At 70.2% G+C, this 23,372-nt stretch carries 21 protein-coding genes; 8 read left to right on the forward strand and 13 right to left on the reverse strand.

The genetic code is table 11. The features are described from left to right. Positions 1 to 2: 2 nt before the first annotated feature. Together HWD99_RS08785 and HWD99_RS08790 are read right to left on the reverse strand one after the other, a co-directional pair. Positions 3 to 974 (reverse strand): electron transfer flavoprotein subunit alpha/FixB family protein, encoded by a 972-nt coding sequence (locus HWD99_RS08785; RefSeq protein WP_241795859.1) that lies wholly within the window; start codon positions 972 to 974, stop codon positions 3 to 5. A gap of 1 nt (position 975) precedes the next feature. Next, positions 976 to 1,752 (reverse strand): electron transfer flavoprotein subunit beta/FixA family protein, encoded by a 777-nt coding sequence (locus HWD99_RS08790; RefSeq protein WP_241795860.1) that lies wholly within the window; start codon positions 1,750 to 1,752, stop codon positions 976 to 978. A 110-nt stretch (positions 1,753 to 1,862) separates the two neighbouring features. Here HWD99_RS08790 and HWD99_RS08795 point away from each other — a divergent pair, with 110 nt between their 5' ends. Continuing rightward, on the forward strand, positions 1,863 to 2,399 hold the full coding sequence (locus HWD99_RS08795) for a MarR family winged helix-turn-helix transcriptional regulator (protein ID WP_241795861.1): 537 nt from the start codon (positions 1,863 to 1,865) through the stop codon (positions 2,397 to 2,399). A 66-nt stretch (positions 2,400 to 2,465) separates the two neighbouring features. Continuing rightward, positions 2,466 to 2,909 carry a YdeI/OmpD-associated family protein gene (locus HWD99_RS08800; protein WP_241795862.1) on the forward strand — a complete coding sequence of 148 codons (444 nt, stop codon included), beginning with the start codon at positions 2,466 to 2,468 and terminating at the stop codon, positions 2,907 to 2,909. A 13-nt stretch (positions 2,910 to 2,922) separates the two neighbouring features. On the opposite strand, the gene HWD99_RS08805 is transcribed toward HWD99_RS08800, so the two are convergent. The 4 genes from HWD99_RS08805 to HWD99_RS08820 form a co-directional block, all read right to left on the reverse strand. Continuing rightward, positions 2,923 to 3,699 (reverse strand): enoyl-CoA hydratase-related protein, encoded by a 777-nt coding sequence (locus HWD99_RS08805; RefSeq protein WP_241795863.1) that lies wholly within the window; start codon positions 3,697 to 3,699, stop codon positions 2,923 to 2,925. 85 nt (positions 3,700 to 3,784) lie between these two features. Continuing rightward, positions 3,785 to 4,693: a 3-hydroxyisobutyrate dehydrogenase gene (gene mmsB, locus HWD99_RS08810; protein WP_241795864.1), complete on the reverse strand. Its 909-nt coding sequence runs from the start codon at positions 4,691 to 4,693 to the stop codon at positions 3,785 to 3,787. Beyond that, entirely contained in the window at positions 4,690 to 5,871 is a 1,182-nt protein-coding gene (locus tag HWD99_RS08815) for an acyl-CoA dehydrogenase family protein (protein WP_241795865.1), read from the reverse strand. The genes mmsB and HWD99_RS08815 overlap by 4 nt, the downstream gene beginning before the upstream one ends. A gap of 30 nt (positions 5,872 to 5,901) precedes the next feature. Then, on the reverse strand, positions 5,902 to 7,404 hold the full coding sequence (locus tag HWD99_RS08820) for a CoA-acylating methylmalonate-semialdehyde dehydrogenase (protein ID WP_241795866.1): 1,503 nt from the start codon (positions 7,402 to 7,404) through the stop codon (positions 5,902 to 5,904). Between the two features lie 188 nt (positions 7,405 to 7,592). On the opposite strand from HWD99_RS08820, the gene HWD99_RS08825 reads away from it, so the two are divergent. The 3 genes from HWD99_RS08825 to HWD99_RS08835 all read left to right on the forward strand — a co-directional run bounded on the left by HWD99_RS08825 (position 7,593) and on the right by HWD99_RS08835 (position 11,925). Continuing rightward, positions 7,593 to 9,677, forward strand: coding sequence for a beta-galactosidase (locus HWD99_RS08825; protein WP_241795867.1), 2,085 nt, complete (start codon positions 7,593 to 7,595; stop codon positions 9,675 to 9,677). Next, positions 9,677 to 10,642, forward strand: coding sequence for an aldo/keto reductase (locus HWD99_RS08830; protein WP_241795868.1), 966 nt, complete (start codon positions 9,677 to 9,679; stop codon positions 10,640 to 10,642). The genes HWD99_RS08825 and HWD99_RS08830 overlap by 1 nt, the downstream gene beginning before the upstream one ends. A gap of 200 nt (positions 10,643 to 10,842) precedes the next feature. Next, a complete protein-coding gene (locus HWD99_RS08835; protein ID WP_241795869.1) occupies positions 10,843 to 11,925 on the forward strand; it encodes a hypothetical protein in 1,083 nt (360 codons plus the stop codon). Between the two features lie 86 nt (positions 11,926 to 12,011). Here the strand turns inward: HWD99_RS08835 and HWD99_RS08840 are convergent, their stop codons facing one another. Then, the gene (locus HWD99_RS08840; protein ID WP_241795870.1) at positions 12,012 to 13,196 is read right to left on the reverse strand and encodes a thiolase family protein; all 1,185 of its coding nucleotides are present in this window, start codon (positions 13,194 to 13,196) and stop codon (positions 12,012 to 12,014) included. 138 nt (positions 13,197 to 13,334) lie between these two features. Here HWD99_RS08840 and HWD99_RS08845 point away from each other — a divergent pair, with 138 nt between their 5' ends. Continuing rightward, positions 13,335 to 13,922, forward strand: coding sequence for an antibiotic biosynthesis monooxygenase (locus HWD99_RS08845; RefSeq protein ID WP_241795871.1), 588 nt, complete (start codon positions 13,335 to 13,337; stop codon positions 13,920 to 13,922). 10 nt (positions 13,923 to 13,932) lie between these two features. Here HWD99_RS08845 and HWD99_RS08850 read toward each other — a convergent pair whose 3' ends face one another. The 5 genes from HWD99_RS08850 to HWD99_RS08870 all read right to left on the reverse strand — a co-directional run bounded on the left by HWD99_RS08850 (position 13,933) and on the right by HWD99_RS08870 (position 19,923). Then, complete coding sequence (locus HWD99_RS08850; RefSeq protein WP_241795872.1) at positions 13,933 to 14,889, reverse strand: aldose 1-epimerase family protein; 957 nt, start codon at positions 14,887 to 14,889, stop codon at positions 13,933 to 13,935. After that, the gene (araA, locus tag HWD99_RS08855; protein ID WP_241795873.1) at positions 14,889 to 16,412 is read right to left on the reverse strand and encodes an L-arabinose isomerase; all 1,524 of its coding nucleotides are present in this window, start codon (positions 16,410 to 16,412) and stop codon (positions 14,889 to 14,891) included. The genes HWD99_RS08850 and araA overlap by 1 nt, the downstream gene beginning before the upstream one ends. A 38-nt stretch (positions 16,413 to 16,450) precedes the next feature. Then, positions 16,451 to 18,070 (reverse strand): xylulokinase, encoded by a 1,620-nt coding sequence (locus tag HWD99_RS08860; protein WP_374205458.1) that lies wholly within the window; start codon positions 18,068 to 18,070, stop codon positions 16,451 to 16,453. Beyond that, a complete protein-coding gene (locus tag HWD99_RS08865) occupies positions 18,067 to 18,786 on the reverse strand; it encodes an L-ribulose-5-phosphate 4-epimerase (protein WP_241795874.1) in 720 nt (239 codons plus the stop codon). Before HWD99_RS08865 ends, HWD99_RS08860 begins: the two co-directional genes overlap by 4 nt. A gap of 123 nt (positions 18,787 to 18,909) precedes the next feature. Then, positions 18,910 to 19,923 carry a LacI family DNA-binding transcriptional regulator gene (locus HWD99_RS08870; protein WP_241795875.1) on the reverse strand — a complete coding sequence of 338 codons (1,014 nt, stop codon included), beginning with the start codon at positions 19,921 to 19,923 and terminating at the stop codon, positions 18,910 to 18,912. A 57-nt stretch (positions 19,924 to 19,980) separates the two neighbouring features. Between HWD99_RS08870 and HWD99_RS08875 the strand changes: the two genes are divergently transcribed. Further along, positions 19,981 to 20,826, forward strand: coding sequence for an NAD(P)-dependent oxidoreductase (locus tag HWD99_RS08875; RefSeq protein ID WP_241795876.1), 846 nt, complete (start codon positions 19,981 to 19,983; stop codon positions 20,824 to 20,826). 32 nt (positions 20,827 to 20,858) lie between these two features. Here the strand turns inward: HWD99_RS08875 and HWD99_RS08880 are convergent, their stop codons facing one another. Further along, positions 20,859 to 21,881 (reverse strand): LacI family DNA-binding transcriptional regulator, encoded by a 1,023-nt coding sequence (locus HWD99_RS08880; RefSeq protein WP_241795877.1) that lies wholly within the window; start codon positions 21,879 to 21,881, stop codon positions 20,859 to 20,861. A gap of 179 nt (positions 21,882 to 22,060) precedes the next feature. Between HWD99_RS08880 and HWD99_RS08885 the strand changes: the two genes are divergently transcribed. After that, positions 22,061 to 23,359 (forward strand): sugar ABC transporter substrate-binding protein, encoded by a 1,299-nt coding sequence (locus HWD99_RS08885; protein ID WP_241795878.1) that lies wholly within the window; start codon positions 22,061 to 22,063, stop codon positions 23,357 to 23,359. The last annotated feature ends 13 nt before the right edge of the window (positions 23,360 to 23,372 follow it).

Here is a 23,372-nt window from a genome sequence, read left to right on the forward strand (position 1 = left end):
GACTACTTCTTCCGCGCCTCGAGAGCCGCGATTACCTGCGGCACCACCGTGAACAGGTCGCCGACGATGCCGAAGTCCGCGACGTCGAAGATCGGAGCCTCACCGTCCTTGTTGATCGCGACGATGTTCTTGGCGGTCTGCATGCCGGCGCGGTGCTGGATCGCACCCGAGATGCCGAGTGCGACGTAGAGCTGCGGCGACACCGACACCCCGGTCTGCCCGACCTGGTGCGACTGCGGGATGTATCCGGCGTCCACGGCCGCGCGCGAGGCACCGACGGCGGCGCCGAGCGCATCCGCCAGCTCCTCGACGAGGACGAACTTCTCCTTCGAGGCGAGACCGCGTCCGCCCGAGACGACCCGGGTGGCGCCGCGCAGCTCGGGCCGCGACGATGTGACCTCGACCGCTTCGACCGCGCCGACCGTCGCGGCGGGGGCGCCGGATGCCGTCACCGCGAGGGCCTCGACCGTGGGCGAGTCGACCGCTTCGGCGCGGGCGTCGACGGCCCCCTGACGCACGGTGATCACCGCCGTGCCGTAGGTGGGCGCGGAGTCGGTGAGGTAGGCCCCGCCGTAGACGGAGTGGTGGGCGACGACACCCTCGTCGTCGCGGGTGACGCCGATCGCGTCGACGGACAGCGCCAGCTTCGCCCGCGCCGCGAAGCGCCCGGCGACGTCGCGGCCCGCGATGGAGTTCGAGATCAGCACCGCATCCGGTCGCACCCGTTCGACGGCGGCCTGCAGCGCGTCGACCACCGGAACGGTGAGCGCCGTGGCATCCGCGTCGGCGGTCAGCACGACGGATGCTCCGGCGGCGGCGACCTTCGCCGCCGCATCGGCGGATCCGCCGACGACGAGGGCCACGGGAGCACCCGCGGTCGAGGCGGCGCCGATCAGGGCGGCGGTGCTGCTCGCCGGCTCACCCGACGGGTCGAGGTCGACGAGCACGAGGATCGGGTTCTCGGGGTAGGTCATGTCACACCAGCCTGTTCTGCACGAGGTACTCCACCAGCTTCTCGGCGGCATCGCCCTCATCGACGATCTTCACGCCGGCCGCGCGGGGCGGCTTCTCGGCCACCGCGGTCATGATCGTGCGGGGAGCCGCCGCCGGGTCGGCGGAGACGCCGAGGTCGTCGAGGGTGAGCACCTCGAGCGGCTTCTTCTTCGCCGCCATGATGCCCTTGAAGTTGGGGAACCGCGCGTCGGGCATGGCCTCGGTGATCGAGATCACCGCGGGCAGCGGCGCCGAGATCGACTGCGCACCGGCATCCGCCCCTCGGGTTCCGGTGATGCCCTCGGGGGTGATCTCGACGCTCGTGAGCGCCGTCGCGTGCACCCAGCCGAGGTGCTCGGCGATCATGGCCGGGATCACGCCGCCGGATCCGTCTGTCGAGAGATTGCCGGCGATCACGAGGTCGGGCTCAGCCCGTCGGATCGCCGCGGCCAGGGTCTCGGCGGTGAGGCCGAGGTCGGCTCCGGCGAGCTGTTCGTCGGCGATGTGCACGGCAGACCCGGCACCGATCGCGAGCGCCCGCCGCACCGATGCGGTCGACCCCTCGGGAGCCATCACGAGTGCGACGACCTCGGTGCCCTCGTTCTTGTCGGCGTGGCTCAGAGCGACTTCGAGGGCCCGCTCGGTGATCTCGTCGAGCACCACATCTCCGGCACCGCGATCCGCGAGCCCCGTCTCGAGATTCAACTTGCGATCGCCATAGGTGTCCGGCACCTCTTTGACCAGGACGAAGATCTTCATCGATTGCTCCTCACGACTGCCATGATTCTAGTCCCCTGACACTGAGTCCCACCGGATGGGCGACTGAGAACCACCCGCGCACGGCGTGGACGATGCCCTACCGTAGAAGCGTGGTCCGCCCTCGTCCCCTGCCCGTCGATCCGCTCGCCGAAGCGAAGCGGCAATGGCTCGCGCACGGCTGGTCGGACGCCGCCGACGGCATGGCCGTGGTCACCTCCGTCATGCGGGCCCAGCAGCTGCTGCTCGCGCGGGTGGATGCCACGCTCAAGCCCTTCGCGCTGAGCTTCGCCCGCTATGAGATGCTGCGTCTGCTCGCCTTCAGCCGCGCGGGACGGCTGCCGCTCTCGAGCGTCGTCGCCCGCCTGCAGGTGCACGCGACGACCGTCACGAGCACGGCCGAGCGACTCGTGCGCGACGGACTCCTCGTGCGCGAACCGCATCCGCACGACGGACGGGCCGCGCTGCTCGCCCTCACCGATGCCGGTCGCGAGCTCGTCGAACGCGCCACCGCCGCACTGAACGACGACGTGTTCGCGTCTCCGGGAGTCAGCAGCTCGGATGCCGCCGAACTCGTCGCGATCGTCGCACGCATGCGCAAGGCCGCCGGCGACTTCACCGATCCGCGACCGCAGCCGGATCCGCTCTGACGTGGCCGAGTTCGTGCTCGAGCGGATGGAGTCGGAAGCCGAAGAGCGCGGGCGTACACTGCCCGCATGAGCGAACTGCGCCTGCACACCACCCTCGAGGGCCGCGGCCCCGCCGCCGCGATCATCCTCACCGACGAGCAGGTCGCCTCGTTCGGGGCGGGCAAGGCATTCCCCGTCGCCGTGACGATCGACGGCCGCACCGCGCGGCTGCGATTGGCCCGCATGGGCGGGCAGAACATGATCGGGTTCAGCAAGGCCGTGCGAGCCGAGCTGGGGGTCGAGATCGACCAGGACGTCGACGCGGTCATCCGTCTCGACTCGGCCGAACGCGAGGTCGAGATCCCGCCTGCGCTGGCGGAAGCGCTCGACGCGGACCCCGCCCTGCGCACGGCGTTCGATGCACTGTCGTATTCGGTGCGCAAGGAACACGCCCGCACGGTCGCCGAGGCCAAGCAGGAGGCGACCCGCGACCGCCGCGTCGAGAAGATCGTCGAGGCGCTGCGCGGCTGAGGGCTGCGCCGGCTCAGCGGTTCTGGAAGTCGGGCGCACGCTTCTCCCGGAAGGCCGACATGCCCTCCTTCTGGTCGGCGGTGTCGAAGAGCGCGGCGAACGCCTGCTTCTCGTGCGCCAGGCCGTCGGTGAGCGTCGTCTCCATCGCCGCGTCGAGGGCGGCCTTCGCCGCGAACACCGAGGGCAGCGACTTCGACGCGATCGTCTCGGCGAGTGTCGTCGCCTCGGCCAGCAGGTCGGATGCCGGAACGACGCGTGACACGAGACCGGAGCGCTCCGCCTCGTCGGCGCCCATGAACCGGCCGGACAGCACGAGTTCGGCGGCCTTGTAATAGCCGACCGCTCGGATCAGGCGCTGGGTTCCGCCCATGCCCGGGATGACACCGAGGTTGATCTCGGGCTGACCGAACTTCGCGGTGTCTGCGGCGAGGATGATGTCGCACATCATCGCGAGCTCGCACCCTCCCCCGAGCGCGAAGCCCGAGACGGCGGCGATCACGGGAGTGCGCACGGCGGCGAACTCATGCCACACCCCGAAGTGGTCGGTCTCGCGCATCTCGGCGGCCGACATGCCCTCCATCTCCTTGATGTCAGCGCCGGCGGCGAACGCCTTCTCCGACCCCGTGACGACGATCGCACCGACGCCGTCGTCGCGGTCGAACGCGACGGCGGCCGCGGTGACCTCGTCGGCGAGCCGACTGTTCAGCGCATTGAGTGCCTCAGGCCGGTTCAGGGTGATCCACCCGACCCGTCCGCGCTGCTCGACCAGGATCGTCTCGTACTCGCTCATCGTGAAGCCCTCTCCGTCGTGGTCCTCTCAGTATGTCGCGGGTGTGATCGGGGTGTTTCGTGTCGCTCGGCTCCGCCGGGCTCGCTCAACGACCGGGATGCGCGTCGCGGACATCGGTGATGATGCCTGAGAAGTCCCGGGTCGCCCCGTCGCCGTCGGCGAACGCCGCGTACAGCTGCTGCGCGAGCCGGCCCATCTTCGCGTCGGTCGACGTCTGCTCGATGGCCTGCAGCGCGAGACCGAGGTCCTTGGCCATCAGGGCGCCCGCGAATCCGGGCTGGTAGTCGCGGTTCGCGGGGCTCGTGGGCACGGGACCGGGCACGGGGCAGTTGGTCGTGATCGCCCAGCACTGCCCGGAGGCCTGCGACACGACGTCGAACAGCGCCTGATGCTCGAGCCCGAGCCGCTCGCCCAGCACGAACGCCTCGGCCACGGCGATCTGCGAGACGGCGAGCACCATGTTGTTGCAGACCTTCGCCGCCTGTCCGAGACCGGGTCCGCCGCAGTGGACGATGCGCGTGCCCATGACCTCGAGCACCGGGAGAGCTGCGGCGAAATCCTCGGCCGAACCGCCGACCATGAACGCCAGGGTGCCGTTCTCGGCGCCGACCACTCCGCCCGACACCGGGGCATCGATGTTGCGGTGGCCTGCGGCGAGCGCGAGAGCGTGGGCCGCGCGGGCCTCGTCTACCGCGATCGTCGACGACTCGATGAACAGGGTGTCGGGGCGCGCGGCGGCGAGCAGCTCGGTGCGGTACGCGTCGATCACGTGCCTGCCTGCGGGGAACATCGTGATGACGACGTCGGCGTCGGCGACGGCATCCGCCCCGCTCGCCGCGATCGGGATGTCGGCGGCGAGTGCTGCCTCGATCGCCGCGGGCACCAGGTCGAACCCGTGCACCTCGTGCCCGGCGGCGACGAGGTTCTTCGCCATCGGCAGCCCCATGTGGCCGAGGCCGAGGAACGCGATCCGCACCGTCGACGTCTCGGTCATGATGCGCTCCGCATGGATGCAGACCCGGCCGGACGCAGCATCTCGCGGCCGACGATCAGGCGCATGATCTCGTTGGTGCCCTCGAGGATCTGATGCACCCGCAGGTCGCGCACGACCCGTTCGATGCCGTAGTCCTGCAGGTATCCGTAGCCGCCGTGCAGCTGCAGCGCGCGGTTGGCGACGTCGAATCCGGCATCCGTCGCGAAGCGCTTGGCCATGGCGCAGCGCATCGTCGCATCCGGAGCCTGCTCGTCCACGGCCAGGGCGCCGTCGCGGACCATGAGTCGAGCGGCCTGCAGGTCGGTGCGCATGTCGGCGATCGCGAACAGGATCGACTGCTTCTCGGCCAGCGGCTCCCCGAACGCCACGCGCTCGTGCACGTACTGCACCGCGCGATCGAGTGCCCACTGGGCGCCGCCGAGCGAGCACGCGGCGATGTTGAGGCGACCGCCGTTGAGGGCCGACATCGCGATCGCGAAGCCACGACCCTCGTCGCCGAGCATTCCGGATGCCGGGACGCGCACGCCGTCGAGGATCACCTGACGGGTGGGCTGCGCGTGCCAGCCCATCTTCTTCTCGGGCGCACCGAAGCTGAGCCCCTCGGCGTCGCCCGGCACGAGGAAGGCGCTGATCCCCCGGGCACCTGGCTCGCCGGTGCGGGCCATGACCACGTAGACCGCGGCCTCGCCTGCCCCCGAGATGAACTGCTTCACGCCGGTGAGGAGGTAGTCGTCGCCGTCGCGCACCGCGCTGGTGGCGACGTTCGCGGCATCCGACCCGACACCCGGCTCGGTGAGGCAGTAGCCGCCGAACTCCTGCATCGCGGTGAGCTGCGGCAGCCACGCACCGCGCTGCGCGTCGTCACCGTAGGTGTCGATCATCCAGACCACCATGTTGTGGATCGAGATGTAGGCGGCGACCGCGGGGTCGCCCTGCGCGAGCTCCTCGAAGATCGCGACCGTGTCGGAGCGGCTGAGCCCCGTGCCGCCGAAGTCCTCGCGCACGTAGATGCCGCCGAGCCCCAGTTCGCCGGCCTTGCCGAGGGACTCGCGGGGGAAGAGGTGCTTCTCGTCGCGCTCGGCGGCGAACGGCGCGAGCTCGGTGTCGGCGAACTCGCGGACGGCGTCGAGGATGGCCTCGCGCTCTTCGGCGGTGGTGGTGACGGTGGTCATTGTCATGTCGATTCCTTGTGGGAGGTTTCGCGGGGATCAGTGCATGGTGGGGATCACGAAGCTCGCGCCCTCGCGGATCCCGGCGGACGGCCAGCGGCTCGTGACGGTCTTGGTCTTCGTGTAGAAGCGGAACGCGTCGGCGCCGTGCTGGTTGAGGTCGCCGAATCCGCTGCGCTTCCAGCCGCCGAACGTGTAGTACGCGATCGGCACCGGGATCGGCACGTTGACGCCGACCATGCCGACCTCGACGCGGGCGGCGAAGTCGCGGGCGGCGTCGCCGTCTCGGGTGAAGATCGCGACGCCGTTGCCGTACTCGTGCTCGGAGGCCATACGCAGCGCCTCTTCGTAGTCGGCGGCGCGTGCGATCACGAGCACCGGACCGAAGATCTCCTCGCGGTAGATCGCCATGTCGGTCGTGACGTGGTCGAACAGCGTCGGTCCGAGGTAGAAGCCCTGCTCGTGCCCGGGCACCGAGAAGCCGCGACCGTCGGCGAGAAGGGTCGCCCCCTCGTCGACGCCCTGCTGGATGTAGCCCTCGACCCGCTCGACCGCTGCTCTCGTGACGAGCGGCCCGTAGTCGACGTCGGCCGCGAGCGAGGGGCCGACCCGCAGCTGCGCCACCCGCTCGGTGAGCTTGGCCGCGAGAGCATCCGCCGTCTCCTGCCCGACCGGAACCGCGACCGAGATGGCCATGCAGCGCTCCCCCGCCGATCCGTAGCCCGAACCGATGAGCGCGTCTACGGCCTGGTCGAGGTCGGCATCCGGCATCACGATCATGTGGTTCTTCGCGCCGCCGAAGCACTGCGCCCGCTTGCCGTGCGCCGCGGCGGTCGAGTAGATGTACTCGGCGATCGGCGTCGATCCCACGAATCCGACGGCGCGGATGCGGTCGTCGGTCAGCAGCGCGTCGACCGTCTCCTTGTCGCCGTGCACGACGTTGAGCACTCCGGCCGGGAGCCCCGCTTCGAGGAACAGCTCGGCGATGCGCACGGGCACCGAGGGGTCGCGCTCACTGGGCTTGAGCACGACGGCGTTGCCGGCGGCGAGGGCGGGACCCGCCTTCCACAGCGGGATCATGGCGGGGAAGTTGAACGGGGTGATCGCGGCGACGACTCCGAGCGGCTGACGCATGGAGTACACGTCGATGCCGGTGCCCGCGCCCGTCGAGTATTCGCCTTTGAGCAGGTGGGGAGCTCCGGCGGCGAATTCGATGACCTCGAGGCCGCGCTGGATGTCGCCCTTCGCGTCGTCGACCGTCTTGCCGTGCTCGCTCGCGAGCAGCTCGGCGAGCGACTGCATCTCGCGCTGCGCCAGATCGAGGAAGCGCAGCAGCACACGAGCGCGCTTCTGCGGGTTGGTCGCCGCCCAGTCGACCTGCGCGGCCTCGGCGTTCGCGATCACGCGGCCGACCTCGTCGGCGGATGCCAGCGGCACCCGCGCCTGCACGGATCCGGTGCTGGGATCGAACACGTCGGCGAAGCGGCCGCCCTCGGGGGTGAGGTGCGATCCGCCTACGAAGTGGGGAATGGTACGAGTCATTGTGCGATGTCCCTTCGTGCCGTCGTTGGCACTATGACGATGGTACTTCGGCATCCGCCGATTTACTAGGGCGTCCTTGCATCTCTCCCGCCGAATCGACCGGGGAAGGGGGTGGGCCGGAAAGCGTTTCCCCGTTAGGGTCGACGGAGCGGGATCGCACGCAGAGCCCCCCACCAACCAGGAGACCCATGCACTACGGCGCCGACTACAACCCCGAGCAGTGGCCACGAGAGGTGTGGCCCGACGACGTCAGGCTCATGCGCGAGGCGGGCGTGACGCTCGTGAGCCTCGGCATCTTCTCGTGGTCGCGGATCCAGCCCGCCGAGGGCGTGTTCGACTGGGAGTGGCTCGACGAGATCATCGGGCTGCTGCACGAGGGCGGCATCCAGGTCGATCTCGCCACCGCCACCGCATCGCCGCCGCCCTGGGCCTCGGCCGCCTACCCCGAGATGCTGCCGCAGGATGCCGACGGCTCGACGTTCTGGCCGGGCAGCCGCCAGGCGTACGCCCCCTCATCACCGGTGTACCGTCGCCTCGCCTCCGAGCTCGTCACCGCACTGGCCGAGCGCTACGCGCAGCATCCGGCCGTCGTCCTCTGGCACGTCAACAACGAGTACGGATGCCACCTGCACTACGACTACTCCGACTCGGCGCGCGACGCGTTCCGCGTGTGGCTCGAGCGCAAGTACGAGACGATCGACGCCCTCAACCACGCGTGGGGCACCGACTTCTGGTCGCAGCGCTACACCGCGTTCGATCAGATCGTCCCTCCGCGCAAGGCGCCGTACAGCATCAACCCGACGAGCGTGCTCGACTTCAAGCGCTTCACCTCCGACACCCTGCTCGAGCTGTACGTCATGGAGCGCGACATCATCCGCGCCTCGGGTGCCACCCAGCCGATCACCACGAACTTCATGGGCGCGTTCCCTCCGGCCGACTACTGGAAGTGGGCTGCCGAGGTCGACGTGATCAGCGACGACAACTACCCCGACCCCAACGACCCCGAGTCGTTCCGCGGGGCGGCGTTCGCCCGCGAGCTGATGCGCGGTCTCAAGCCCGGAGCTCCGTGGATCCTCACCGAGCAGTCGACGAACGCCCTCAACTGGCGTCCGACCAACGCGCCCAAGGCACCGGGTCAGATGGCGGCGATCAGCGCCCAGGCGGTCGGCCGCGGCGCCGACGGCATCATGTTCTTCCAGTGGCGGCAGTCGCGCCGAGGCAGTGAGAAGTTCCACTCGGCGATGGTGCCCCAGGCGGGACTCGACACCCGCACCTGGCGCGAGGTCGTCGAGCTCGGCGGCCAGCTGGCGCAGCTGCCCGCCCTGCCCGACGTCTCGTCCGGGGCGAAGGTCGCGCTCGTGTTCGACTGGGAGAACTGGTGGGCGATCGACGGGCGCGACCACCCGATCGTGCTCGACTACCTCACCCTCGCGCACCGCTGGTTCGCCGCGCTGCACCGCCAGAACCTGGCGATCGACATCGTGAACACCACGAGCGACCTCAGCGCGTACTCGCTGGTGGTCGCTCCGCAGCAGTATCTGCTCGGCGACGAGGGCGCCGCCAACCTCACGGCCTACGTCGAGCGCGGCGGGCACCTCTTCGTCTCGGCGTTCAGCGACGTGGTCGACCAGGACGACGCGTTCCGCGAGGGCGGGTTCATCGTGGGGCTGCGCGACGCCCTCGGCGTCGCGCTCGAGGACTTCGGCGCGCTCGTCGCCCCCGAATCGGTGCGGTCGGCGGACTCGGCCGGCGAGGTCGCGAGTCATGCGGTGCCCGACGGGCCCGGCCAGTCGGAGGCGCCGCTCGACGGCCCCGCCGGGCGCATCGTCGGACAGTACTTCGCCGAGGAGCTTCTCGTGCAGGACGCCGAGATCATCGGCCGCTTCACCGAGGGACGCACCGCGGGCCGCGCGGCGTTCACCCGCAAGGACTTCGGCGAGGGTCGCGGGTACTACCTCGCGACGATCCCCGACGACGACGGGATGCTCGCGGTGCTGCGCTGGCTCGCGGCCGAGGCCGGGGTGGCCGCCGAGATCGCGGGGCTGCCGGAGCACGTCGAGATCGCGCGGCGCGGCAGCATCCTCACCGTCATCAACCACAGCACCGAACCGTACGCGGTCGACGTGGCCGGAACCGACCTGCTCACCGGGTCGACCTCCGCGCGCCGCGAGCTCGGCGCGTTCGGATGGGCGTTCGTCGACACGAGCGCGGCGCAGGGATCGCAGGATCTGACGCACCCGTCATCGAAGGATTCGCAGAAGGAGAACAGCTGATGCAGTACACACGTCTCGGACGAGCAGGCGCCCGCGTGAGCCGCCTGGCTCTCGGAACCATGAACTTCGGCCCCGTGATCGACGAGGAGGCATCCCTCGCCATCCTGGATCGCGCGATCGAGGCCGGCATCGACTTCATCGACACGGCGGACGTCTACGGAGGCGGCCGGTGGGGCGATCACCCCGGACAGTCGGAGGAGATCCTCGGACGGTGGATGAAGGACCGCGGCATCCGTGACGACCTCGTCGTCGCCACGAAGGTGTTCGGCGTGATGGGCCCCCGATCGAACGACCGAGGGCTGTCGGCGGTGCACATCCGCAATGCGGTCGACGCCTCGCTGAGACGCCTCGGCACCGACCGCATCGACCTGTATCAGATGCACCACATCGACCGAGACGTGCCGCTCGACGAGACGCTCAGCGCCTTCGCGACGCTGCGCGAACAGGGCAAGATCGTCTACCTCGGCAGCTCGAACTTCGCCGGGTGGCACCTGGCGCGCGTGCACGAGATCGCCGCGGCATCCGGCTATCCGGCGCCGGTGACCGAGCAGTCGCTGTACAACCTCACCGAGCGCACGGTCGAGCTCGAGGTGGCGCCCGCCGCAGAGCAGTACGGCATGGGGCTGCTGCCCTGGTCGCCGCTCGCCAGCGGGCAGCTCGGCGGCGTCCTGCAGAAGACCGACCGCTCGCGGTCGAGCCTCGACGCCCTCGGCGAGCGGCGCCCGGCGATCGAGCGCTACGAGGAGTTCTGCGCCGAGCTCGGCATCCGCCCGGGTGTCGTCGCGATCGCCTGGCTGCTGCATCAGCCGAGCGTGACCGCCCCGGTGATCGGCCCGCGCACGATCGAGCAGCTCGACTCGGCTGTCGAGGCGCTCGACGTGACTCTCGATGCCGAGACCCTCGCCGAGCTCGACCGCATCTGGCCGGGCCCCGGCGGCGCCGCTCCCGAGGCGTACGCCTGGTAGAGCGGGATCCGGGCGCGTGTTCGCCGTGCGTTCACCGCCCGGACATGTCGACCGACTACAACTGCAGATGCGCGGACACAGACTCAGACCGGATCGGGTAGTCACGTCATCCGCGCCTACGGTGAGCGTCTGCTCCCGAAGAGACCCCCGCCGAATCGGGTCGGCGGGGGTCTTCTCTGTCTTCGGGGCGTTCGAATCGCGTGAGTGACCCCATTTCGACGGAACTTCTGGTCATTTGCGCGATTCGAAATCCCCTGGTTGTGGACAACACGATCGAGCTGTCGGAATCATGCAACCGTGGCGCCATGGGACGAACGCAGAAGCTTCCAGATGAATGCGGCGATGGATTCCCGGTCCGAATCGCTCGCCTGCACGGGGTGAGCCGCAGTCGCCTTCGCGGTCGGGACCTCGAGGCGCCGTTCCACGGAGTGCGTATCCTTCGCGGAAGCACGCCGTCTTTCCGCGACATCGAGGATCCATACGAACGGCAGCGGCAGGCGAGGGTTCACCGGGCGCGCACCTATGCTCCCGGGATGCACCAGGGCCACTTCTTCAGCCACCAGACCGCAGCGTCGATCTGGGGTGCACCATTGCCCCTGGAGTTCACTGACGCAGACGAGATCGCGGGCTATACCGAGCTGCCCCTCCACGTCAGCGCTGCCGGGCCGACTCCGTTCCCCCGAGCGGCCGGGATCACGGGGCACCGGACCCTCGCGAGTCTCACTTCGATCAGCGATCAGGATGGCCTCCGGGTCACGTCCGCCGCCGCCACCTGGGTGTCGCTGGGCACACTCCCCCTACTCGATGTCGTGGCGCTCGGCGACTACCTGTGCAGGACTTGGCGGCAGGGTCGGGGCCGACCGTCGCCGGGCCGCCCGCCCCTCAGTACCGTCGACGAGCTCCGAGCATCGCTAGACGCCGGACGGCGCCGCGGCGCCGCGCGCCTCCGTACGGCGATCGATCTGATCCGAGAGGACTCCTGGTCGCCTCGAGAGACGAAGGTGCGATGCATCCTCATCACGGCTGGTCTTCCCGAACCCGAGTTGAATGTCGACCTCTTCGACGATCACGGTCGCTTTCTCGGTTGCGTGGACATGGCCTATCGGCACGAACGCGTCATCGTCGAATACCTCGGGATGCTGCACGGCGACAGGTGGGCGGCGGACGTGGAGCGCATCGCGGGTCTCCGCGCAGCCGGTTGGACGGTCATCGAGGTGACGTCACCGCTCCTGAAGAACCCGCAAGAGCTCGTGCGTCGCGTGGCCGCGGCTTTGCGGCGCTGATCTGCTTCCGCTCGAATCGCGTGAACGACCCCATCTCGACAGAATTTCGGGTCATTTGCGCGATTCGAAGGCCCTTGGATGCGGGGCTACAGCCGCTCGATGATCGTGGCGTTGGCCATGCCGCCGCCCTCGCACATGGTCTGCAGGCCGAATCGCCCTCCGACCGTGTCGAGCTGGTCGATGAGGGTTCCGAGCAGGCGGGTGCCCGACGACCCCAGAGCGTGACCGAGGGCGATGGCCCCACCGCGGGGGTTCAGCTTCGCGGCATCCGCTCCGACCTCGGCCGCCCAGGCGAGCGGCACCGACGCGAAGGCCTCGTTGACCTCGTAGGCGTCGAGGTCGTCGATCGAGAGTCCGGTGCGGTCGAGGATGCGGCGCGTCGCCGGAATCGGCCCGGTCAGCATCATCAACGGGTCATCGCCGACCACCGTGAACGCGTGGAACCGCGCCCGCGGGGTCAGGCCCAGGGCCTCCGCCCGCTCAGCGCTCATCAGCAGAGCGGCGGATGCTCCGTCGGTGAGCGGCGACGAGTTGCCCGGCGTGATGCTCCAGTCGAGGTCGGGAAAGCGCTCGGCGAGCGCGTCGGTGCGGAACGCCGCCGGGAGCCCCGCGAGGCCCGCGGCCGTCGTGCCCGCGCGGACGGTCTCGTCGGCCACGGCATCCGGCGCCTCCGCGACCGGGATGACGGTGCGGTCGAAGAACCCCTCGGCCCACGCGGCGGCGGCGCGGCGGTGCGATTCGGCCGCATAGGCGTCGAGCTCGGCGCGGTCGAGACCCCAGCGGTGCGCGATGAGCTCGGCCGAGACGCCCTGGTTCACGAGTCCCTCGGGGTAGCGCTCGCGCAGACGAGGCGACATCGGAGAGCCGCCTGCAGCCGACGAGCCGAGCGGCACGCGGCTCATCGATTCGACGCCGCCGACGATCACCGCGTCGTAGGCACCGGCGATGATCCCCTGCGCGGCGAAGTGCACGGCCTGCTGACTCGACCCGCACTGCCGGTCGATGGTCGCCGCGGGGATCGACTCGTCGAAGCCGGCGGCGAGCACGGCCTGGCGCGCGATGTTCGACGACTGATCGCCCACCTGGCTCACGCAGCCGAGCAGGACGTCGTCGATCTGTCGCGAGTCGAGCCCGCTGCGCTCGAGCAGCGCGGCGAGCGCACCGGCGGCGAGATCGACCGGATGCACGCCCGACAGGGCACCACCCGGCTTGCCCCGCCCGACGGGGGTGCGGACGACATCGATCAGGACGGCTTCGCTGCGCGTGCTCATGCGTCCCATTCTCACCCTCCGTCGATGGCCGCGGCTCCCGGCATCCGAAATACAATCGTTGATGCGCCCGTACCCCGGCGCATCCCCCACCGTCGAGGCGCCCGTGACCCGGGCGACCGCACTCTCCGAGGACCCACCATGTCCAGTGAACCCATCACCGTCTCCATCCGTCGCGAAGTCGACCCGGAGCACGTGACCGCCGCGACCGCCTGGGTGCAGACCGGGGTCAACCTCGCGCACCGGTATCCGGGCTTCCTGGGCTCGGGGTGGGTGCGCGACGGCGAGGATTCGCACATCTGGCACATGCTCTACCGGTTCGCCGATGAGAAGTCGCTCATCGCCTGGGAGCAGTCCGGCGAGCGGGAGTGGTGGAAGTCGACCGGCGAGCAGTTCGTGCGCAGCGAGCACGTGCACCGGCGCACCGGCATCGAGGGCTGGTTCGATCAGCCGACCACCGACACGATCACGCTGCCCCGGGCCGACGGCTCGACGGCCTCGGTCGCGCTGGTGAGCACTCCCCCGCGCTGGAAGCAGGCGGTGTCGATCTGGCTCGGCTTCTTCCCGGTGAACCTCGCGTTCACGTACGCGATGAGCCCGATCCCGGGATGGAACGAGCTGCCCATCTGGCTGCGGGTGCTCGCGACCACGGCGGTGCTCACGCCGATCATGGCCTACTGGGTGCTGCCGTTCGTGACGCGGTCGCTGCGTCGTTGGCTCACCCGCTGACGCGCACCGCTCAGACGGCGGCGATCCGCCAGGATGCCGCGTGCGCGGCGCCCGGTTCGAGCACCACGAGATCGGTCCCCGAGCTGAAGGCGTCGGGCGGGCAGGTCATGGGCTCGACGGCCAGCCCGATGCGGTGGATCGCGTCGATACCCGGGTTGTCGGCCGTGTGCACCTGCACCCAGGGGCATCGCTCGTCGAACGTGATCGCGACGCCGGTTCCGGCATCCGTCACCAGGCGCACCTCGGCGGCTCCCCCTTCGCGGGAGAGCCCGGTGAAGGCGTGGTCGATGAAGACGTCTCCGATCGGGCGCGCAGCACGGAAGTCCCACTGCGGATGCTCCGTCACGCCCTCGACCGCCACGGGGCTCAGCCGATCGTCGGTGACGGTGAGCACGTCGGATGCCGGCAGCGTCAGCGTCCAGTCATCCACCCGACCGGCGGGGCCGGCGACGAGATAGGGATGCGGTCCGGTGCCCCAGGGTGCGGCATCCGCCCCGAGGTTGTGCGCCGTCACGGTCTGGTGCAGCCCGTCGGCGTCGATGCGGTACTCGGTCTCGACCTCGACGCGGAAGGGGTACCCGGTCTGCGGCTCGATGACGGCTGCGAGCACGACGCGGTCATCGAGCACGAGGCGATCGTCGAACTCTGCCCAGGCGAGCAGGCCGTGCAGCGCCTGGCCGCGCGCGGGCTCGGTGAGGGCGAGCTGATGCTCGACGCCGGCGAACGTGTAGCGGCCGTCGACGATGCGGTTGGGCCAGGGTGCGAGGGTGGCTCCGCGGTATCCGGGGCGCACCTCGTCGGCGTCGAACGGCACGACCAGGTCGCGCCCCTCGAACGTGAGCACGCGCAGCGAGGCGCCGACGCTCGCGATCACGGCCTCGTAGCCGTGACCGGCGATGCGCAGCTGCCGCCCCGAGCGCGGGCGCGCCGCCGTCGCGATATCGATGGTGGTGGTGGAGTCCGTCATCACAGCCCCTGCGCGAGTCGGTAGTACGCCTGGTTCCAGCGCACCTGCTTCTGGAACTCGGGCAGCGTGGTCGCGTCGTCGATCACGAGCAGCTCGACCTCGGCCATCTCGGCGAAGTCGCGGAAGGCCTCGAGCCCGACGGCGGTCGACATGACGGTGTGGTGTGCGGCACCGGCGGTCAGCCAGGCGGCGGCACTGGTGGTGAAGTCGGGCTGCGGCTTCCACACGGCGCGGCCGACCGGAAGCTTCGGCAGCGACTGGCGCGGCGGCACGTTCTCGACGACGTTCGCGGTGAGGCGGAACCGGTCGCGCATGTCGCTGAGCGCCACGACGAGCGCGGGCCCGGGGTCGGCGGTGAAGACCAGGCGCACAGGGTCGTCCTTGCCGCCGATGCCGAGCGGGTGGATCTCGAGCGTCGGCTTCGCGGTGGTGAGCGACGGCGAGACCTCGAGCATGTGCGCCCCGAGGATCAGCTCGTCGCCGGGCGTCATGTCGTACGTGTAGTCCTCCATGAGGCTCGCACCGCCGGGCAGGCCCGCGCCCATGACGTTCGCGACGCGCACGAGGATCGCGGTCTTCCAGTCGCCCTCGGCGCCGAAGCCGTAGCCCTCGGCCATCAGGCGCTGCACGGCGAGACCGGGCAGCTGCTTCAGCGCGCCGAGGTCTTCGAACGACGTGGTGAAGGCGCCGAAGCCGCCCTCCTCGAGGAACGACCGCAGACCGATCTCGATCGCGGCGCCGTCACGCAGCGACTGGTGGCGCTCGCCTCCGCGGCGCAGCTCGGGGGCGACCTCGTAGAGCTCTTCGTACTCGGCCACGAGGGTGTCGATCTCGGACTCGGATGCCGCGGCGACCGCATCCGCCAGATCGTTCACGCCCCACGTGTTGACCTGCACGCCGAAACGCAGCTCGGCCTCGGTCTTGTCACCCTCGGTGACCGCGACGAAGCGCATGTTGTCGCCGAAGCGAGCGAGTTTGAGCGAGCGGGATGCCGCGAGGCCGGCGGCCGCACGCTGCCACGTCGCGATCTCCTGGCGCACGCGCGGGTCGCTTGCGTGCCCGACGACGGTCTTGCGCGGCACGCCGAGGCGCGTCTGGATGTACCCGAACTCGCGGTCGCCGTGCGCCGCCTGGTTGAGGTTCATGAAGTCGAAGTCGATGTCGGCCCACGGCAGCTCGACGTTCGCCTGCGTGTGCAGGTGCGCGAGCGGCTTCTGCAGCGCATCGAGACCGGCGATCCACATCTTCGCGGGGCTGAACGTGTGCATCCACGCGATCAGGCCGATGACGCGGTCGTCGGCATTGGCCTCGAGCGCGGTGCGCTTGATGGCGGCCGAGTCGGTGAGCACCGGCTTCCAGACGACCTTGACCGGAACCTCGCCGGCCTCGTCGAGCAGGCGGGCGATCTCCTGCGACTGCTCGGCGACCTGCGCGAGCGTCTCGGGGCCGTACAGGTGCTGGCTGCCGGTGAGGAACCAGACCTCGTAGCCGTCGAGCGAGGTGGTGAGCGGGGTGCGGGTCATGAGCGGTCCTTCGATGTTCCGGTATCAGCGGGAAGAGTTCAGAGGGAGTCGACCGCGGCGGCTTCGATGGCGAGGCCCGCGCGGTAGCGGTCGAGGTAGGCGGTGAAGCCCGCGGCATCGGCGGGATCGGGGTCGGCGACCGAGAGGGATGCCGACGCGAAGACGTCGCGCTCGAGGTACTCCCCCAGCGACCGATCGTCGGCATGGGCGAGGTACGACGCGAGCACCGCGATGCCCCACGCCCCACCCTCGGAGGCGAGTTCGCCGACGGCGACCGGGGCACCGAGCGCTCCGGCCAGGAAGCGCTGGGCGACACCGGCCGTGCGGAACATGCCTCCGTGCGCGAACATGCGGTCGAGCTCGACTCCTTCGGCGGCGAGCACCTGCATCCCCAGCGCGAGCGTCCCGAAGACGCCGTACAGCTGCGCGCGCATGAAGTTCGCGAGCGTGAAGGCACTGTCGGGGGTGCGCACGAACAGCGGTCGCCCCTCGGCGAGGCCGGCGATCGGCTCGCCCGCCAGGTGGTTGTAGGCGAGCAGCCCACCGGCATCCGCCTCGCCGTCGAGCGCCTCGCGGAAGAGCGCGTCGAAGACGGCGTCGTCGTCCAACGGCTGCCCCGCCGCAGCCGAGAACCGGGTGAAGAGCCCCGCCCAGGCGGCGAGCTCGCTCGCGCCGTTGTTGCAGTGGACCATCGCGACGGCGTCGCCCGCGGGAGTCGTGACGAGATCGAGCTCGTGGTGCACCTCGGCCAGCGGGCGCTCGAGCACGACCATCGCGAAGATGCTCGTGCCCGCCGAGACGTTGCCGGTGCGCGGCGACACCGAGTTCGTCGCCACCATGCCGGTGCCGGCGTCGCCCTCGGGCGGACAGAACGGGATGCCGGGCCGCAGCGAGCCGGACGGGTCGAGCAGTCGCGCGCCCTCGTCCGTCAGCGTGCCGGCGGCGGCGCCGGCGGGAAGGACGGCCGGGAGCAGGTCCTTGGCTTTCGCGGGCAGGCGGTCGGCGGCCCGCGCGTCGTACGCCTGCAGCATCCGCTCGTCGTAGTCGCCGGTCGCCGAGTCGATCGGGAACATGCCGGATGCGTCGCCGACGCCGAGCACGCGCTCGCCGGTCAGTCTCTCGTGCACGTACCCCGCGAGAGTGGTCACGGCGTCGAGCTGCGGCACATGCGCCTCGCCGTCGAGCACGGCCTGATGCAGGTGGGCGATCGACCAGCGCAGCGGGATGTTCACCCCGAGCAGGTCGGTCAGCTCGGCCGCGGCGACACCCGTGTTGGTGTTGCGCCAGGTGCGGAACGGCACCAGCAGCTCACCCTGCGCGTCGAACGCGAGGTAGCCGTGCATCATGGCCGAGATGCCGATCGCGCCGAAGGTCTTGGGGCGTGCGCCGTGGCGGTGCTCGGCGTCGGCGCGGAGGGCTGCGTAGGCGGCCTGAAGGCCGGCCCAGACCTCGTCGATCGCATACGTCCAGAGACCGTCCTCGAGCCGGTTCTCCCACGCGAACGACCCGGTGGCGAGCACCTCGGTCGCATCGGAGCCGATCAGGCAGGCCTTGATGCGGGTGGAGCCGAATTCGATGCCGAGGCTCGTGAGGCCGGCGACGATGTCGTCGTGAGCGGTGGTGTCGGTCGTTTCGCTCATGCCGGTCGTGTCGCTCATCGCCGCGCGTCCGAGTTCTGGCCGTAGACGTTCTGGTAGCGGGCGAAGAGGCTGTCGATCGCCTCCTGCGGGATCGGGATGAGCGGCCCTGCCTCCCGGGCGTAGTGCACGGTTCGGGCGACGTCCTCGACCATGACGGCGGCCTTCACGGCATCCTTCGCGTCGACCCCGATCGTGAACGGGCCGTGGTTCTGCATGAGCACGGCCCGGCTGCGGTGGCCGGTGAGGGTCTGCACGATGCCGCGGCCGATCGAGTCGTCGCCGATGATCGCGAACGGGCCGACCGGGATCGGGCCGCCGAACTCGTCGGCCATGGCCGTGATGACGCACGGGATCTCTTCGCCGCGGGCGGCCCAGGCGACGGCGAAGGTCGAGTGCGTGTGCACGACGCCGCCGACCTCGGGCATGTGCCGGTAGACGTAGGCGTGGGCCGCGGTGTCGCTCGACGGCGAGCGGTCGCTGCCGGGTGTGCCGGGGATCACGGCGCCGTCGAGGTCGCACAGGATCATGTTGTCGGGAGTGAGGTCGTCGTAGCTGACACCCGAGGGCTTGATGACGAAGAGGTCGGCACCGGGCACGCGGCCCGAGACGTTGCCGCCGGTCCAGACGATGAGGCCGTAGCGCACGAGTTCGCCGTGCAGGCGGGCCACATCTTCGCGGACGGTCCGGATCGCGGCGTCGATCTCGGCGGAGAAGGCGGGGGCTTCGTTGCTCACGGGTACCTCAGGGTCGGCGGTGGTCACTGTGACCGGTCACAGAAGTGTGTCACGGCGGTCCTCCGGCCGTCAAGACACGGGTGCTCGGCGGGCGTGCGGGGTCGCTTTCGCGCCTCCCGAGAGTCAGCGCGGCGGCGCGACGGACGCCCGGGTCACCAGCACCGGAGCCACAGGCGGAAGGTCGGATGCCGGGGCCCCGCTGCTGCCCGCGAGGGCCGTCGCCACGGCGCGCCGCGCCAGCTCGTCGAAGTCCTGGCGCACGGTCGTGAGCTTCGGCCAGTAATACGCGGCATCGGGGATGTCGTCGAAGCCGACCACGCTGATGTCGTCGGGCACGGAGAGCCCCGCCTCGTGGAGTCCGCCGAGCAGACCGAGCGCCATCTGGTCGTTCGCGGCGAACACGGCGGTGGCTCCGGAGTCACGCACTGCGGCGACCGCGGCATAGCCCGACCCCGCGGTCCAGTCACCCTCGATCACGGGACCCGCGACGAGTCCGCGCGCCGCGATCTCGGCGGCGAACCCCTCGGCACGGGACTCGGCCTCGAGCCAGTCGGCAGGACCGGCGAGGTGCGCGATGCGCGTGTGACCGGCGTCGGCGAGCGCTGCGACCGCGAGCCGTGCTCCGGCCGCCTGGTCGACCGAGAGGCCGCGTGCCCCGCGGTCGGCGGCGTGCAGCGTCACGACGGGCACGCCGATGCGCAGCTCGTCGAGGGCTTCGAGGGTTCGGGCATGAGGTGCGACGACCACGATCCCCTCCACGCCCTGCATGACGAGATGGTCGACGGCCGAGACGACGGCCGCGGCATCCCCCGCATCCGCGAAGGCCGCGCTCACCCAGTACCCGGACTCGCGGGCCGATGCCTCGAGCGCGGCGATGCTGCGCGACGGCCCGTACTGCAGCGCATCGGACGCCAGCACCCCCAGGGTTCGCGAGCGTCGGGTGCCCAGCGCGCGGGCGGCGTTGTTCATGCGGTACCCGAGCTCGGTCATCGCGGCGAGCACGCGCTCGCGGGTCTCGACGGCGACCTCGGGATGGTCGTTGAGCACGCGCGACACGGTCTGCCGAGAGACCCCCGCGAGCACCGCGACATCGCGCACGCCGACGGTGCGGCGCGGCTCGCTGCTCGTGTCACTCACGCCGACGAGTGTATGCCGAGCGGCCCCGGCGCCTCGCCGTCGTGCCACTCTGGTGACATGCGCATCGCACTCACCGGATCATCGGGCAAGCTCGGCAGCGTCGTCGCGCGGGAACTCCGCGCCCACGGTCACGAGGTCATCGGCATGGACGTCGCAGGAGTCCGCGGCCCGGACTTCGTGCAGGTCGACCTCACGGATTACGGCCAGGTCGTGGATGCTTTCACCGCCGTCGGCGACCGGCACGACGGCATCGACGCCGTGGTGCATCTCGGCGCGATCCCGGCCCCCGGCATCCGCAGCGACGTCGCCACGTTCCACAACAACATGCCCGCCACGTTCAACGTGTTCTGGGCGGCGGTGCGCCTCGGCATCCGGCGCGTCGTCTACGCGTCGAGCGAGACCGTGCTCGGTCTGCCGTTCGACGCGCCGCCGCCCTACGTGCCCGTCGACGAGGAGTATCCGGCCCGCCCCGAATCGGTGTACTCGCTGGTCAAGACGCTCGAGGAGCAGCTGGCGAGGGAGCTCGTGCGCTGGCACCCCGACCTCTCGATCACGGCCCTGCGCTTCTCGAACGTCATGAATCCCGACGACTACGCCGAGTTCCCCGACTTCGACGGCGATGCCCTGCGTCGCAAGTGGAACCTGTGGGGCTACATCGACGCCCGCGACGGCGCGCAGGCCGTGGAGCGTGCGCTCGAGGTCGCGGCCCCCGGGTTCGACAACTTCATCATCGCGGCGGCCGACACGGTGATGTCGCGCCCGAACGCCGAGCTGCTCGCCGAGGTCTTCCCCGACGTCCCGGTCGCCCGCGAGTTCGGGCCGAACGAGACGCTGCTCTCGATCGACAAGGCCCGGCGCGTGCTGGGTTTCGACCCGCAGCACTCCTGGCGCGACCACGTCTGACCCGAACACCCGCCGACGCCCGGGAGAGCGGCTCAGCGTCGGGCGATGGTCGATCCGCGGATCACGAGGCGCACCGGCAGATGGTGCGACCCCTCACCGATGTCGATCCCGTCGATCGCGTCGAACACCCGAAGGGCCGCCTGACGCCCGAGCTGCTGCAGGTTGGCGTCGATGCTGGTGAGCTCGGGCCGGGCGTTGGTCGCGAGCACCTCCCAGTTGTCATAGCCGATCACCGCGAGGTCGTCGGGAACCGTGCGACCCAGATCGCGGGCCGAGTCGAGCACGCCGCGAGCGATCTGATCCGACCCGCAGAACACGGCGTCGATGTCCGGATGCCGAGTCAGCAGCAGCGCCGCGGCATCCCGCCCCCAGTGCTCGGTCCACTCCGAGAACATCGGCTCACCGACGAGTTCGAGACCGGCTTCGGCGAGCGCGGCCCGGGCACCGGCGAGGCGATCCTGCGCTGCGGCGTAGGTCGGGTCGCCCGAGATGTGCGCGATGCGCCGGCGCCCGCAGGCCAGCAGATGCTCGATCGCGAGGCGCCCACCCGCGTAGTTGTCGGGGGTCAGCGACAGGTCGCGAGGATCGTCGGAGGGCGCGTAGGCGTACACGACGGGCACCGGTATCTCCTGCCCGAGCGACGGCCGAGCATCCGTCTGCCGACCGACGACGATGATGCCGTCGACCCGACGACTCAGCAGCTCCTTCAGGTGATGCTGCTCGCGGATCGCGTCGCCGCGCGCATCGCACAGGAAGACGTTGATGCGGCCCGCGCCGAAGGCATCCTCCGCCCCCATCAGGATCGGGATCATGAATCGACCCTCGAGGTCGCTCGTCAGCAGGCCGACCGTGCCGGTGCGCCCGGCCAGCAGGCCCCGCGCCATGGCGTTCGGGGTGAACGAGAGCTCCTCGGCGATCGCGCGCACCTTGGCCCGCGTCGAGGCCGAGACATCACCCCGATCGTTCAGCGCCTTCGAGGCCGTCGAGATCGACACGCCGGCGCGCGCGGCGACGTCGCCGAGGGTCACCGCCCGAGATCCGTTCGTGTCGCTCATCGCTCTCCCTGTTGCTGAAAGGTTATCGGAACGAGGGTTGACGGCCTCGTCAGAATCACGCTATACCTTTCGAAAGGGTTTTCGTAAATTTCGGAAACTCGGCTCTCCCCCTCGGGCGCTGCAGTGTCGAAGCGCCCCACCGCACCCCGCTCGACGACGAGCCCAGAGGAGCTCCTTCCATGAACACCACCCGCACCCGCGCCACTCGGCGCTTCTCCGCCGCCGTGCTCACAGCCGGCCTGATCACCGGCGCTCTCGCCGCCTGCGCACCCGCCGCAGACGACGCCGCGTCCGACGAGCCGATCACCGCCGAAGGCACCGACGACGGCACGACGCTCACCCTCTGGACCCGCGCTCCCATCGAGCGTCAGGCCAAGCTGCTGGTCGACGCCTACAACGCGAGCCACGAGAACCAGGTCGAGCTGACCGTCGTCCCCAACGACGACTACGTCGCCAAGGTCGGTGCCGCCGCCGGCTCGGGCGGCCTGCCCGATCTCTTCGCGGCGGATATCGTCTACGTGCCGAACTGGGCGCAGCAGGGCCTGTTCCAGGACATGTCCGAGCAGATCGACGCGCTCGACTTCAAGGACCAGATCAACCCCGGCCACCTCTCTGCCGGCACGGTCGACGGCGCCGAGTACGTGCTTCCGTTCGCCCTCGATCTCTCGATGCTCTTCTGGAACAAGGAGCTGTTCGCCGAGGCGGGCCTCGACCCCGAGAAGGCACCGGCCACGCTCGAGGAGTTCGCCGATGCCGCGATGGCCGTGCAGGCGCTGAACAAGCCCGACACCTACGGCACGGCGACCGGCCTCAACTGCGGAGGATGCCTGGTCTTCACCTGGTTCCCCTCGATCTGGGCTTCGGGCGACGAGGTCATGAGCGACGACGGCACCGAGTCCCTGCTCGACGGTGACTCCGCACAGGCGGTCTACGACACGTGGGCCGGTCTGGAAGAAGCGGGCGCTGTGCTCCCCAGCTCCACCGACGAAGCGGGCCCCACGTGGACCGCCGCGTTCAGCGAGGGCAAGGTCGGTGTGATGCCGTTCCCGGCGACGCTGCTCCCCTCCCTCGAGTTCGACGCGGGAGTCGCCGGCATCCCCGGCGTGGACGGCGGCGCCTCGACCTTCGTCGGCGGCGACGGCATCGGCATCTCGAAGGACTCGAAGAAGGCGGCTCAGGCCTGGAACTTCCTCAACTGGATGATGTCGGAGGACGCCCAGGTCGAGGTGCTCGCGAAGGACGGCAACGCCGTCTCGCGAGGCGACCTGGCCGACAACGAGTACGCCGCGGCCGACCCGCGACTGGTCACGATCAACGAGGTCGCCGCCCAGGGCGACACCCCGGTGGCGCTGAACTTCCAGCAGGCGTTCAACGCCCCGGGCAGCCCGTGGCTCACGCTCATCCGCAATGCGGTACTGAACGGCGAGGACTCCGTGCCCGCCGACAACGAGGAGATCACCGCGATCCTGTCGCAGTGACCGCGAGCGGGGG

It is taken from the genome of Microbacterium sp. C5A9, assembly GCF_022627955.1.
Lineage (GTDB): Bacteria > Actinomycetota > Actinomycetes > Actinomycetales > Microbacteriaceae > Microbacterium.

Bases quoted from the DNA above. Each gene is read 5' to 3' on its own strand.
- HWD99_RS08885 (WP_241795878.1), top strand. From the start codon at position 22,061: ATGAACACCACCCGCACCCGCGCCACTCGGCGCTTCTCCGCCGCCGTG.
- HWD99_RS08860 (WP_374205458.1), bottom strand. From the start codon at position 18,070: ATGAGCGACACGACCGGCATGAGCGAAACGACCGACACCACCGCTCAC.
- HWD99_RS08800 (WP_241795862.1), top strand. From the start codon at position 2,466: ATGAGCGAACTGCGCCTGCACACCACCCTCGAGGGCCGCGGCCCCGCC.
- HWD99_RS08875 (WP_241795876.1), top strand. From the start codon at position 19,981: ATGCGCATCGCACTCACCGGATCATCGGGCAAGCTCGGCAGCGTCGTC.
- mmsB (WP_241795864.1), bottom strand. From the start codon at position 4,693: ATGACCGAGACGTCGACGGTGCGGATCGCGTTCCTCGGCCTCGGCCAC.
- HWD99_RS08785 (WP_241795859.1), bottom strand. From the start codon at position 974: ATGACCTACCCCGAGAACCCGATCCTCGTGCTCGTCGACCTCGACCCG.
- HWD99_RS08880 (WP_241795877.1), bottom strand. From the start codon at position 21,881: ATGAGCGACACGAACGGATCTCGGGCGGTGACCCTCGGCGACGTCGCC.
- araA (WP_241795873.1), bottom strand. From the start codon at position 16,412: ATGACCCGCACCCCGCTCACCACCTCGCTCGACGGCTACGAGGTCTGG.
- HWD99_RS08820 (WP_241795866.1), bottom strand. From the start codon at position 7,404: ATGACTCGTACCATTCCCCACTTCGTAGGCGGATCGCACCTCACCCCC.
- HWD99_RS08830 (WP_241795868.1), top strand. From the start codon at position 9,677: ATGCAGTACACACGTCTCGGACGAGCAGGCGCCCGCGTGAGCCGCCTG.
- HWD99_RS08840 (WP_241795870.1), bottom strand. From the start codon at position 13,196: ATGAGCACGCGCAGCGAAGCCGTCCTGATCGATGTCGTCCGCACCCCC.
- HWD99_RS08825 (WP_241795867.1), top strand. From the start codon at position 7,593: ATGCACTACGGCGCCGACTACAACCCCGAGCAGTGGCCACGAGAGGTG.
- HWD99_RS08805 (WP_241795863.1), bottom strand. From the start codon at position 3,699: ATGAGCGAGTACGAGACGATCCTGGTCGAGCAGCGCGGACGGGTCGGG.
- HWD99_RS08790 (WP_241795860.1), bottom strand. From the start codon at position 1,752: ATGAAGATCTTCGTCCTGGTCAAAGAGGTGCCGGACACCTATGGCGAT.
- HWD99_RS08850 (WP_241795872.1), bottom strand. From the start codon at position 14,889: ATGACGGACTCCACCACCACCATCGATATCGCGACGGCGGCGCGCCCG.
- HWD99_RS08845 (WP_241795871.1), top strand. From the start codon at position 13,335: ATGTCCAGTGAACCCATCACCGTCTCCATCCGTCGCGAAGTCGACCCG.
- HWD99_RS08815 (WP_241795865.1), bottom strand. From the start codon at position 5,871: ATGACAATGACCACCGTCACCACCACCGCCGAAGAGCGCGAGGCCATC.